The organism is Azospirillum sp. 11R-A (assembly GCF_049472615.1).
In the GTDB taxonomy this organism is placed as follows: Bacteria; Pseudomonadota; Alphaproteobacteria; order Azospirillales; family Azospirillaceae; genus Azospirillum; species Azospirillum palustre.
On the sequence record NZ_JBCEBL010000022.1, the window covers coordinates 122601 to 135006 of the forward strand.

Annotated in this window: 9 protein-coding genes and 1 pseudogene; 2 read left to right on the plus strand and 8 right to left on the minus strand. The window is 68.4% G+C overall.

Features of this window, described 5'->3' with window-relative positions:
• Positions 1-39 precede the first annotated feature (39 nt).
• The gene (locus VH569_RS25250) at positions 40-1413 is read right to left on the minus strand and encodes an aspartate aminotransferase family protein (RefSeq protein WP_423318914.1); all 1374 of its coding nucleotides are present in this window, start codon (positions 1411-1413) and stop codon (positions 40-42) included.
• A gap of 155 nt (positions 1414-1568) precedes the next feature.
• Between VH569_RS25250 and VH569_RS25255 the strand changes: the two genes are divergently transcribed.
• A complete protein-coding gene (locus tag VH569_RS25255) occupies positions 1569-2477 on the plus strand; it encodes a LysR family transcriptional regulator (RefSeq protein ID WP_423318916.1) in 909 nt (302 codons plus the stop codon).
• Here the strand turns inward: VH569_RS25255 and VH569_RS25260 are convergent.
• The 3 genes from VH569_RS25260 to VH569_RS25270 all read right to left on the minus strand — a co-directional run bounded on the left by VH569_RS25260 (position 2474) and on the right by VH569_RS25270 (position 7381).
• On the minus strand, positions 2474-4864 hold the full coding sequence (locus VH569_RS25260) for a mechanosensitive ion channel family protein (RefSeq protein WP_423318918.1): 2391 nt from the start codon (positions 4862-4864) through the stop codon (positions 2474-2476). The genes VH569_RS25255 and VH569_RS25260 overlap by 4 nt on opposite strands.
• A gap of 105 nt (positions 4865-4969) precedes the next feature.
• A complete protein-coding gene (locus tag VH569_RS25265; protein ID WP_423318920.1) occupies positions 4970-5620 on the minus strand; it encodes a DUF1345 domain-containing protein in 651 nt (216 codons plus the stop codon).
• A 42-nt stretch (positions 5621-5662) separates the two neighbouring features.
• The gene (locus tag VH569_RS25270; RefSeq protein WP_423318922.1) at positions 5663-7381 is read right to left on the minus strand and encodes a VTT domain-containing protein; all 1719 of its coding nucleotides are present in this window, start codon (positions 7379-7381) and stop codon (positions 5663-5665) included.
• A gap of 289 nt (positions 7382-7670) precedes the next feature.
• Between VH569_RS25270 and VH569_RS25275 the strand changes: the two genes are divergently transcribed.
• Entirely contained in the window at positions 7671-8849 is a 1179-nt protein-coding gene (locus VH569_RS25275) for an acyl-CoA dehydrogenase (protein WP_423318924.1), read from the plus strand.
• Between the two features lie 184 nt (positions 8850-9033).
• Here the strand turns inward: VH569_RS25275 and VH569_RS25280 are convergent, their stop codons facing one another.
• The 4 genes and pseudogenes from VH569_RS25280 to VH569_RS25295 form a co-directional block, all read right to left on the minus strand.
• A complete protein-coding gene (locus tag VH569_RS25280) occupies positions 9034-10707 on the minus strand; it encodes a methyl-accepting chemotaxis protein (protein ID WP_423318925.1) in 1674 nt (557 codons plus the stop codon).
• A 371-nt stretch (positions 10708-11078) separates the two neighbouring features.
• The gene (locus VH569_RS25285; RefSeq protein ID WP_423318927.1) at positions 11079-11432 is read right to left on the minus strand and encodes a DUF6867 family protein; all 354 of its coding nucleotides are present in this window, start codon (positions 11430-11432) and stop codon (positions 11079-11081) included.
• 1 nt (position 11433) lies between these two features.
• Positions 11434-12144 carry an ABC transporter ATP-binding protein gene (locus VH569_RS25290; RefSeq protein ID WP_014189439.1) on the minus strand — a complete coding sequence of 237 codons (711 nt, stop codon included), beginning with the start codon at positions 12142-12144 and terminating at the stop codon, positions 11434-11436.
• 3 nt (positions 12145-12147) lie between these two features.
• A pseudogene (locus tag VH569_RS25295) lies at positions 12148-12406 on the minus strand (ABC transporter ATP-binding protein); the annotation flags it as partial.

The following is a 12406-nucleotide window of genomic DNA, read 5'->3' on the forward strand; positions in this document are numbered from 1 at the left end:
GCCGTGCGGGAGAGGAGGGGCCGCGCCGATGGCGTGCCGTTACGCCGTCGCCTGGATCGCGTCGGCGACGACGTTGAACAGCCGGTCGAGATCCTCGCGCTCGCTGATGAAATGCGGGCCGAACTGGAGCGTGTCGCCGCCATAGCGCACGTAATAGCCGGCGTCCCAGCACTTCATGGCGATCTCGTAGGGCCGGCGCGCCGGCTCGCCCGGCAGGGCTGCGATGGTGACGGCGCCGGCAAGGCCGCAGTTGCGGATGTCGGCGACGTTCTTCAGCCCCTTCAGCCCGTGGATCAGCCCTTCGAAATGCGGCATCAGCGCCGCGGCCTTGTCGGCCAGCTTCTCGCGCTCGAACAGCTCCAGCGCGGCCAGACCGGCGGCGCAGGCGACCGGGTGGGCGGAGTAGGTGTAGCCGTGCGGGAACTCCACCAGATACTCGGGTCCGCCATTGTCCATGAAGGTCTGGTAGATCTCGCGGCTGGCCACCACCGCACCCATCGGCACCGCGCCGTTGGTCAGGCCCTTGGCGACGTTCATGATGTCGGGGACCACGCCGAAGTAATCGGCGCCGAAGGCGGTGCCCATGCGGCCGAAGCCGGTGATGACCTCATCGAAGATCAGCAGGATGCCGTGCTTGGTGCAGAGCTCGCGCAGGCGCTGGAGATAGCCCTTGGGCGGCGGCAGCACGCCGGCCGAGCCGGCCATCGGCTCCACCACCACCGCGGCGATGTTGGAGGCGTCGTGCAGCGCCACCAGATCCTCCAGCGCGTCGGCCAGATGGGCGCCCTCGTCCGGCATGCCCCTGGTGAACAGGTTCTGCGGCAGCAGGGTGTGCGGCAGATGGTCGGCATCGACGCCGGTGCCGAACAGCTTGCGGTTGCCGACGATGCCGCCCAGGCTGGTGCCGCCGAAATTGACGCCGTGATAGCCCTTCACCCGGCCGATCAGCTTGGTCTTCGCCGGCTGGCCCTTCATCCGCCAATAGGCCCGCGCCATCTTCAGCGAGGTGTCGGCGGCCTCCGAGCCGGAATTGACGAAGAAGACGTGGTCGAGGCCGGCCGGTGTCATCGAGGCCAGCTTGTGCGCCAGCTTGAAGGCGGCGGTGTGGCCGTGCTGGAAGGCCGGGCTGTAGTCGAGCGTGGCGATCTGCTGCGCCACCGCGTCGGCGATCTCGCGGCGGCAATGGCCGGCGCCGCTGCACCACAGGCCGGACAGGCTGTCATAGATCTTGCGGCCCTGCGCGTCCCAGTACCAGGCGCCCTCCGCCTTCGTCATGATGCGGGGGTTCTTCTTGAACTCGCGGTTGGCGGTGAAGGGCATCCAGTGCGCGTCAAGCTCCTCGCGCGTCAGTCCGGCAGCCGTGCCCAGGGCATGAGCACTGGCATGAGCGTGATCGTTGTCGAGGGGGGCCATCCGCTGTTCTCCCGGTTTGGTTTGGGGGGCGCATATGTCAGGGGTGCTGTCGGTGGTCAGTGTGAGCGGTTCCCGGTTGCCATCAAATCCAAAGTGGAAGAACTTCACGTAACCATCCGCTTAACTTTCCCGCTTCACTTTCCTTAGGCGACAGCATGAGCAAGCCGGCCCGGTCGATGGCCCCGATCAGCGATGCCGACATCCGGCTGCTGCGCGTGTTCCGGACGGTGGTGGAGTGCGGCGGCTTCTCCGCCGCCGAGGTGGAGCTGAACATCAGCCGCGCCGCGATCAGCCAGCATATGGCCGATCTGGAGCGCCGGCTCGGCCTGACGCTGTGCTGGCGCGGGCGGGCGGGCTTCCGGCTGACGGAGGAGGGGCGGCTGGCCTATGAGGCGAGCTTGCGCCTGCTCGCCAGCACCGAGAGCTTCCGCAGCGAGATCAACACGGTCCATCGCCGCCTGCGCGGTGAATTGAACATCGGCATCACCGACAACCTCGTCACCATGCCGCAGATGCGGGTGACCCACGCGCTGCGCGGCCTGAAGCAGCTGGCGCCGGAGGTCCGGGTCAACATCCGGATGATCCCGCCCAACGAGATCGAGCGCGGCGTGCTGGACGGGCAGCTGCATGTCGGCGTCGTCCCGGTGCGCCGGGGGCTGCCGGGGCTGGCCGGCCTGCCGCTCTACAGCGAGGAATCGCTGCTCTATTGCGGCGACGGCCATCCGCTGTTCGACCGTCTTGAGGACGCGGTGACGCGCGAGGATGTCGAGGCGGCCGACGCGGTGGCGCCGACCCAGGCGCAGCTCCCCCATGAGCTGAACAACACCGCGACGGCCACCGACCGCGAGGGGGTGGCGTTCCTGATCCTGACCGGATGCTATGTCGGCTTCCTGCCCATCCATTACGCGCAGCAATGGGTCGAGCGCGGCATGATGCGGGCGCTGCTGCCCGGCACCTACCGCCATGCCCTGGAGTTCCAGGTGGTGACCAAGAAGGGCGCCCAGCCCAATCTGGTGCTGGACCGCTTCCTGGAGGTCCTGCGCGGCAGCGGGGACGGTGTTTAGGGTTTCAGGCGCCGTCCGGCTGCGGGCTTGACGTCCGGCACGTCCTCGCCCAGCGCGTGCAGGACGGCGCCGGCGGCCAGGGTGCGTTCCTCCTCGCCGATCTGCATCGTCACCGGGTCGCCGGCAAGGGGATCGCCGGTGGCGCTGGTCGCCGTCGCCTCGCTGGCGAAGCGGACCGTCACCTCGCGGTTGGCGAAGCGGATGCCCTCGCGGCGGAACAGGGCGTGGAGTTCCTGATAGACCCGCTTGCGGATTTCCCACTGGTCGCCGGGCCGGGTCATGAACTTGACGCGGAGGATCATCGCGGAATCCTCCATCTGGATGACGCCCTGCGATTTCAGCGGCTGGAGGAATTTCGGACCCAGATCGGGGTCGTCGAGCAGCATCTGGCCCAGCTGCTTGATGTGCTTGCGCACCTTCTCGACGTCGGTGTCGTAGGTGATGCGCAGCGGCAGCTTCATGATCACCCAGTCGCGCGAATAGTTGGTCAGCTGGTGGATCTCGCCGAAGGGGACGGTGTGCAGCGGGCCGCGATGGTGGCGCAGCTGCATCGAGCGCACCGAGATCTTCTCCACCGTGCCGCGGATGGCGCCGATCTCGATGTACTCGCCCTTGCGGAAGGCGTCGTCGATCAGGAAGAAGGCGCCGGAGAAGATGTCGCGGATCAGCGTCTGCGCGCCGAAGCCGATGGCGATGCCGGCGACGCCCGCCCCGGCGAACAGCGGCGCGATGTTGACGCCCAGATCCATCAGGACGCTGAGCAGGATGGCGCCGAGGATCGACAGCAGGATGAAGTTGCGCACCAGCGGCAGCAGCGTCGCCAGCCGGCTGGCCGAGCCGTGGCCGCTTCCCTCGTCGCCCGGAATGACGCCGGGGGTCGGACCCTCCTCGGCGATCCGGCGGTCGATCCAGATGCGGACGCCGTGATAGGCGACATAGCCGATCAGGCAGACCGTCATGATGCTGATGAGCTTGTCCGCCGCATCGCCGTGCATGCGCGGGATGTTCCACACCGACAGGGTCACCGCCACCCCGGCGGCGGCGGCGAGGATGCCGGCCACCCGCCGGGCCAGCGCCTCGTAGCTGTCGATGGTCGCCGGCCTGGGAGTGTCGGGGAACAGGCCGTCGCCGTCCGGCGCTCCCTCCCGGCTTTCCTCCAGCGGCCGCCACAGGGTGCGGCGATGGTGGAACAGCCATTCGGTGGCATAGGTGACGCTGGCATAGACGGCGAGGATCGCCGCGGCGACGGCATAGGCGCCGAGCAGCAGCGGCAGCTCGGTCGGCCAGCCCAGGATCAGGCGGTTGATCAGCGTCGCCAGGGCATAGGCGAAATAGACCAGGACCGCCGGAAACCACAGGCGCAGGGTCAGCCGTTCCAGCGGCGCCACCGTCGCCGCCGGCCGCCCGGCCAGGAAGGCACGCTCGACCGTCTGGCGGTTGATATAGAGCGCGCCGACCGTCGCCAGCACGGTGAGCAGCCCGAACAGCGCGACCAGCACCGCGTGCGGGTCGTAGGGCATGCCCAGCGCCTCCAGCCAGATGGTGCCGATCATCAGGGCGACGCCCAAGGCGCCGCTGGCGGTCAGGTCGCGCCGCAGCCGGCGCACCGCCGGGGCCACACCGGCATCCGTCGAAGCGCCGGGCGGCATCACCAGCCGCCAGAACAGGGCGATGGCCCAGACCAGCAGATAGCCGGCCCCGGCGAGGATGACCGTCTTCTCGGTCATCGGCGTCGGCTCCGGCACCAGCGCGGTGGCGAGCCCGAAGCCGATCAGCGTGGCAAGCAGCATGCCGACCAGCGTCAGCAGCGCGTGCGCCACCAGACGGGGAAAGCGGGCGGCCAGGATGGAGCCGCCCGGCCTCGGCTCGGCCGGGGGCGGCAGCAGGCGGCGGGCGACCGGCCGCTGATAGACCAGATGCTGCACCCCGTGGCCGGCCGCCATCAGGGCGAAGGTCAGGCCGATGATCTGGAGGAAATAGGCGGGCTCGCCGGTCGGGCTCTGGGCCTTCAGGGTGGCGACGATGGCCGACGGGATCGCGGGTGTGGCGTGCAGCCGCTTGGCGAGCTTGCCGCGGAACCCCGCCATGCGGTCGCGCCCCTGGCTGAGCATGAGCATCATCATGCCGTCGGCCGCGCTGGCGGCTGCGGAGGGCGGGGCGGGTGTGGGCGGCGCGGTGCCGGTCGGGGCGGGCGCCGCGGGTGTGGCGGCGGGGGGTGGGGCGGTGGTTTGGGCGGGAGGCTGTGCCGCGGTCTGGGCCGACGCCTCGGCGAACGCCAGTCCGAGCGACAGCAGCCCCAGCAGCAGAATCAGCGTCGCCGCCCGGAGCCGGACCGGCCAGCGGAGACGCAAGGAAAAGGCACGGGCGGGGAGCGGAGGGGTCGGCATGGCCTTGCGTCGCGAAGCGTGGCGTTCGATCCGATGAGAGTAGCGTAGATCGCGCTGCCGGGAAGGGGCTCCGAAGGCTCCATCGCAGCAATTGTGACGGGGACCTCAGCTGACCAGCCCAGCCGCCAGATTGACGCCCAGCGCCAGCACCGCGGTGTTGAACAGGAAGGAGAGCGCGCCGTGCATCAGCACCAGACGGCGCATGCCGGCGCCGCGGGTGGTCACGTCGGACACCTGCGCGGTCATGCCGACGGTGAAGCTGAAATAGAGGAACTCAACGTAATCCGGCGCGTCGTTGCCGGGAAAATCCAGGCTGCGCTCCTGGCCCGACTTTCCGCCCAGCCAATAGTCGTGGGCGTAATGCTGGGCGAAGAAGACATGCAGGAAGCCCCAGGACAGCAGGACCGTCACCCCCGACAGCACCGCCGCCATCCCTTCGTGCGGGGAGCCCTTGGCCGACACCAGTTCCGCCACGATGGCGACCAGGGCAGCGAGCGCGGCCAGCACCGCCCCGGCCAGCACGCCCCATTTGCCGGGGTCGAGCAGTTTGGCCCGCCGGCGCATCGATGCCACCGTGGCCCGGCTCATCAGGATGCCGGCCAGCAGGATGTAGGCGGCGACCCCGCAATCCCAGCCGGTCAGCACCGCGGTGGTGGGGCGCAGCCAGACGGCGGCGAGGCCCCCGGTCAGCAATGCTACGGCCAGCGCCCCGCTCAGCGACGGGCGGTTGCGCAGATGGGTCAGGCTGCCGCGCATCTCGTCTCCAACCGATTGGCGTGCGGCGATGCGCACGCCCGTTCAGTTGGAGGCGGGATAGAGCGGAAGCAAGGTCTGCTGGCGGCGCTGATAGCGTACTAATTCCAGCGCGGTCAGCGGCTGCGCCCCGGCCGCCCGGCAGGCGTCCGCCACCTCGAACATCAGCGCCTGCTGGTGGAACAGGGTGGCGTAGGCGTCGCCCAGCCTGAATTCCGGGTCCCACATGTGGATGGCCTCGGCCCCGGCACCGTTCACCTCGATGATGCGGAAATCCTCGCCCACCGCCAGCCGCTCCACCGAGGCGAAGCGCACGTCGAAGCGGCCGAAATGGAAGCCCGGCATCTGGTCGGCGATCTCGTCGAAGCGCGCGGTCAGCGTCGCGGTGACATGGCCGCAGGCATCCTTGTAGAGGCCGCCGACCCGGCTGCTGCCGACCAGAGACAGCCGCACCGTGCGCCCGGCCTCCGGCACCTCGTCCAGCCGGTCGGCCAGCGCCTCGTGATGCAGGTCGGATTTCCAGGAGGCGCGCGGATCGGCGGCGATCAGCTGGCGCAGGGTGGAGCGGCCGTCGCCGACCACATGCGGGTAATAGCGGAAGGTCATGGAGAAGATGCGCCCGTGCCGCTCCCCCGGCTTGCGGACATAGAAGATGCCGGCCTCGCCGGCGTAAGGCACATGCTCCTGCAGGATCAGCCGGACGTCGGCCGGGAAGCCGTGGAGATAGGCGCGGAGGTCGGCGGCGTCGCGCACCAGCCGCACGCCGATGCCGCGCCAGCCGATGTCCGGCTTGGCGACCAGCGGGAAGGACAGGCCGGCGCCCGACGCCAGTGACTCCAGCTGCGCCGGGGTCAGCGACGGACGGTTGACCAGGGCGACGGACTTCGCCGCCCATTGGCGGGCCTGCGGCCCGATCAGGTCCATGCAGGCGATCTTCGACTCGCCGAGCAGCCCGCCCGCCTCGATCGACGGGTTGGCGGCGGTCGGCAGCGACAGGCTGCGGTAGCGGACGCCGAGCGCCAGCCACTGCGCCACCAGCGGGATGTAGAACAGCAGCGGCGGGATGCGCTCCGCCCAGCCGATGGTGGGGGCGCCGGCCGGCACCACCGGCAGGCCGGGCAGGGCGATGGCGCGCGGGGTCGGGCTGCCGTGCAGCGCGTCGCGCAGGGCCTCGGGCAGCAGCGGCTCCAGCACCGCCCGGATGCGGGCGAACAGCGCGCGGACGACGGACTGCGCCCGCTTGGTGCGCAGGACCATCAGCAGCGCGGCACAGCCGATGCCGATCACCTGCACCTGGATCGCCGCCGCTTCGAGCGACGAGGTCATCAGGGTCAGCAGCAGCCCGACATGCACCCCGGCGGTCGCCAGCGTGATGGCGATGAAGCGCAGGAACGGCACCCGCATCACGCCGCAGGCGAAGTAGGTCGGGAACAAGACGCCGGGAACCAAGCGGCAAGTCACCAGGGTCGGCAACAGGTTCCTCTGCAAGGCTCCGCGGCAGCGTTCAAGCATAGGACCTTCGGTCCGCCGCCGGATCCAACTGATCCGCAGGGACAATAGTCCAAGGACATAAATGAACAAATCGCCGATAACAATCCCACACAGCAGCGTGATGGCGGTCACGCCGATGCTGACGGTGCCGACGCTGACGAGGCTCGCTCCAACCGCAATTGCAACGTCTTCGTGCAGAAGCGTAAGCAAAGCAAGGCCCAGCAACAGGGGAAAACCGGCGAAAGCGGTTATTGGTTGCAATGCAGCAAACACGTGCGGGGTGTCCGTTGGGTAGGGGGCGGTTACGGTGCCGCCGGCAAAATTGCATAGGAAATGGTAAGCTTCACGTTAAAACTTTTATGGAACCGTGCGACATAGCGACTGTTTCTTTTGAGCCATATAGGAACGGTATGGCTATGATAGAAAATATGTGTTTGCAGCTATGGCGCCGGCGCGGCAGAGTGCGTTTCAATCGATGGCTGACCGATGACCAGCCGGTTGGACGGTGGCCCATCGATGACCGGCGGATCAACCGCCTTGTGACACGACCAGGAGACGCACCGTGCAGAGCATCCAGTGGGACGACGCCTTCCTCCTTGAATCCCAGCTGACCGAGGATGAGAAGCTGGTGCGCGACAGCGCCCGCGCCTACTGCCAGGACCGGTTGCAGCCCCGTGTCATCTCCGCCTTCCGCGAGGAGCGGTTCGACCGCGAGATCATGACCGAGATGGGCGAGCTGGGCCTGCTCGGTCCGACCATCCCGGAGGAGTATGGCGGGCCGGGCGTCAGCCATGTCGCCTACGGCCTGGTCGCCCGCGAGGTCGAGCGGGTGGACAGTGGCTACCGCTCCGCCATGTCGGTGCAGTCCTCGCTGGTCATGCATCCGATCTATTCGTACGGCAGCGAAGAGCAGAAGAAGAAGTGGCTGCCGCGTCTGGGCACCGGCGAGCTGATCGGCTGCTTCGGCCTGACCGAGCCGGACCACGGCTCCGACCCCGGCGGCATGAAGACCCGCGCCACCAAGGTCGACGGCGGCTATCTGCTGTCGGGCTCCAAGATGTGGATCACCAACTCCCCCATCGCCGACCTCGCCGTCGTCTGGGCGAAGTCGGACGCCCATGACAACAAGATCAAGGGCTTCGTGGTCGAGCGCGGGACCAAAGGCTTCTCGACGCCGAAGATCGAGGGCAAGCTGTCGCTGCGCTCGTCGGTCACCGGCGAGATCGTGCTGGACGAGGCCTTCGTCCCCGACGAGAACCTGCTGCCCAACGTGTCGGGCCTGGGCGGTCCGTTCGGCTGCCTGAACAAGGCGCGCTACGGCATCGCCTGGGGCGTGCTGGGGGCTGCGGAGTTCTGCTGGCACGCCGCCCGCCAGTACACGCTGGACCGCAAGCAGTTCGGCCGTCCGCTGGCCCAGACCCAGCTGGTCCAGAAGAAGCTGGCCGACATGATGACGGAGATCACGCTGGGCCTCCAGGCCTGCCTGCGCGTCGGCCGCATGATGGACGACGGCAGCTGGTCGCCGGAAGCGATCTCGCTGATCAAGCGCAACAACTGCGGCAAGGCGCTCGACATCGCCCGCGTCGCCCGCGACATGCACGGCGGCAACGGCATCTCCGAGGAGTTCCAGGTCATCCGCCACATGGTGAACCTGGAGACGGTGAACACCTACGAAGGCACCCACGACGTCCACGCCCTGATCCTGGGCCGGGCGCAGACGGGCCTCCAGGCGTTCTTCTAAGGCTGTAAGGTCGCAAGACCCCCTCTCCCGCCCCGGGAGAGGGAGGGACCCGCCGTGAAACGGCGGGAGGGTGAGGGACGCTCCGAGGATCGGTGTGGTTGCGGGTCGCTCGGAGCGATCCTGTCCTTTCCCGCCCGACAGCGTCGGGTCTTCCCTCCTTCTCCTGGGGCGGGAGAGGGCGTTTTCAGGTTCCCGTCGCCTGCTGGCGCACCTCCGTCAGGAAGCGCTCCACCTCGGTCGCCAGCGCGCGGGTCTGGCCGGACAGGCCGCGGGCGGCATCCTGGACGCCGAGCGCGGTGCTGCCGGCGCTTTCCGCCGTCTGGGCCAGGGCTGCGATGGTGGCCGACACGTCCTGGGTGCCGAGCGCCGCCATCTCCACCGCCCGCGCGATCTCCTGGGTGGCGGCGTTCTGTTCCTGCACCGACTGGGTGATGGTGCCGGAAATGCCGTCGATCTCGGTGATGGTCGAACCGATGGCGCCGATGGCGTCGGCGGCTTCGCGGGTCACCGACTGCATGGCGTTCACCTGGGCGGCGATCTCGTCGGTGGCCTTGGCGGTCTGGTCGGCCAGCCCCTTCACCTCGGTCGCCACCACGGCGAAGCCCTTGCCGGCCTCGCCCGCCCGCGCCGCCTCGATGGTGGCATTCAGCGCCAGCAGGTTGGTCTGCTTGGCGATGGCGTGGATCAGCCCGATCACCTGACCGATGCGCTCGGCGTTGGCGATCAGACCCTGGACGGTGGCGTTGGTGCGGTCGGTGTGCGACACCGCCTCGCCGGCGATGCGGGCGGAATGGCCGACCTGATCGGAAATGCCGCCAATGGAGCTGGCGAGTTCGGTCGCCGCCGCCGCGGCGGAGCGGACGTTGGACTGGATGTCGTCGGATTCGCGGGCGACGTTGCGGGTCTGGCTCGACGCCTCGCCCACCACCGTCGCCATGCGGTCGGCGCTGTCGGCCATGCCGGCGGCCGACTCGGCGATGCCCTCGACCAGCCGCTTCACCGTGCCCTGGAAACGGTCGGCGAGGTCGAGCAATGCTGCGCGCTTGGCCGCTTCCGCCTTGGCGTCGGCTTCGGCCTGCGCCGCATGCAGGCGCTCGATGGCGCGGGCATTGTCGCGGAAGACGGTGACCGAGCCGGCCATGGCGCCGATCTCGTCGGAACGGCCGTTGCCGGGCACCTCCACCGCGGTGTCGCCGTCGGCCAGCTTCGCCATCGCCGCCGACATGGCGCGCAGCGGGCGGATGACGATGCGGCCGAGCAGGACGTTCAGCAGGGCGATCTGCACAACCAGAGCGATCAGGCAGATGGCGATCTGGTTGCGCATCTGGGCGGCGATGGCGTCGACCTGCTGGTCCAGGCTCCAGGCGATCTGGAGGGCGCCGACCAGCCGGTTGCTCTTGCCGGTCACCACCGGCACCGTCACCACGATGTGGCCGTTGGCCGGGCGGGTCTGCGCCCCCTTGCCGGCCAGCACCGCCTCGACCAGATCCTGGTCGGCCTTGAGGTCGTATTTGGCGAAGCGCTGGTTGGAGAAGTCGGCGAGCGTGCCGGCGGCAGTCGCCGCCCGCAGCGAGGCGAGCTGGACCTCGCCGCTGTCGGCCAGCGGCATGAACTCCGTCTCGATGGAGGCGCCGTCGCCGGCGACGAAGCTGGTCTTGGTGGCGTTGGCCAGCATGTCCGTCTTGACGCGGGCGTCGTGCGTGGCGAGCCGCACCGCGTCGTCATACTGCATCTTGGCCTGGAGCCCCATGATGACGATGAAGCCGCCGACGATGGCGGCGACGAAGGCCGCCGTCACCTTCCGCCCCACGCTCCAGAACCGTCGCGGCCGGGATGCGGCCGCCTTGTCCACTGCCATGCTCTTGCCCCTTCCCGTGCCGCCTCCGCTTCCCGCCCGGCCGCCGGCCATGAGGGCACCCGTAAAGGCACCCATGGAGGCACGACGCAGGGCACGGCGAAGCACCGCCGGCAAGGCCGGCGTCCGCCATAAAAGCGTCAACGAATTGCAAAATTTAAATGATATTGTAACAGCACATCATGGCCTGCACCATGATCTTCTTCTCTGACTTTCGGAAGATTGCCAGTTGTCGCGGCAATCCCAAAGTCGTGGTCCGGTCCTGGCAAAGTGAAGGCGCCGCCGTCGCTTGGACGAAGCGGCGCCTTTTCGTGCCGGAAATTTTACAAACCCGGCGTCAGTACTTTTTTCAGCCGTGCTTTTTCGGAACCGCTTCAGCCGCGGGCCGGGGTGCGCTCCCGCCAGCCGAAGGGACCGGCAGTCTCGTACAACCACGGATACTGGTTGACCATGCGCCGTGCGATGGCGATGCGGTGGGCGGTGAGCGTGATCAGCCCGATCACCACCGTGTGGACGATGAAGCCCCACAGCGACAAGAGCTGCTCGCCGAACAGGCCCCAGGCCAGGAAGCGGTCGCCCACCCCCAGCAGCAGCGAGTAAGCCAGCACGCTGGAGACCGGCTTCCAGCCTTCGGCAAGCGTCTGCCCGGTCAGAACCCCGCAGCCGCCGAACGCCAGCACCGTCAGGAACACGAACACCGGAAGCGATGAGCCGAGGATCGTTTCCATCTCAGTGTCCCCCTTCCAGATAGGCCGCGCGAACTTCCGGGTCGGCCAGAAGCTGCGCCCCGGTCCCCGTCATCGTGATCTTCCCCGTCACCATCACATAGGCCCGGTGCGCCAGCTTCAGCGCATGGAAGGCGTTCTGCTCCACCATGAACACCGTCATCTTCTGCTCCCGGTTGATCTCCTGGATCACCTGGAAGATCTGCTTCACGATCAGCGGCGCCAGTCCCAGCGACGGCTCGTCCAGCAGCARMAGCCGCGGCTGGCTCATCARSGCMCGCCCGATCGCCAGCATCTGCTGCTCGCCGCCCGACATCGTCCCGGCGCGCTGGTTGATGCGCTCCTTCAGSCGCGGGAACAGCGTCAGCACCCGCTCAAGCTCGCGCTCGAAGCTGCCGGGCTGCGCCACGATGGAGCCCATCTGSAGRTTYTCCAGCACCGTCATGCGCGGGAAGATGCGCCGGCCTTCCGGGCTTTGCGCGATGCCGCGCCGCACGATYTCGTGGGTGGGSAGGTCGGTGATGTCCTCGCCCTCGAAGAACACCCGGCCCTGGCGGGCGCGCGGACTGCCGCAGATCGTCATCAGCAGCGTCGACTTGCCGGCCCCGTTGGCGCCGATCAGCGAGACGATCTCGCCGGCGCCGATCTCGATGTCGATCCCCTTCAGCGCCTCGATGGCGCCGTAGAAGGTGTGGACGCCCGATACCTTCAGCATGGCTCAGGCTCCCTTCTGGGCGAGATTGAGGTCGGCGGCGATCTCCGGCGGCAGGGCTTCGTCCTCGTCCTCGCCCAGATAGGCGCGGATCACCGCCGGGTCGTTCTTCACATGCTCCGGAGTGCCGTCGGAAATCTTCCGGCCATAGTCCAGCACCACCACATGGTCGGAAATGCGCATCACCACGCTCATGTCATGCTCGATCAGCAACACGCCGGTGCGGTGGCCCTGCGGCGTCTGCACGTCGCGGATGAAGGTCAGG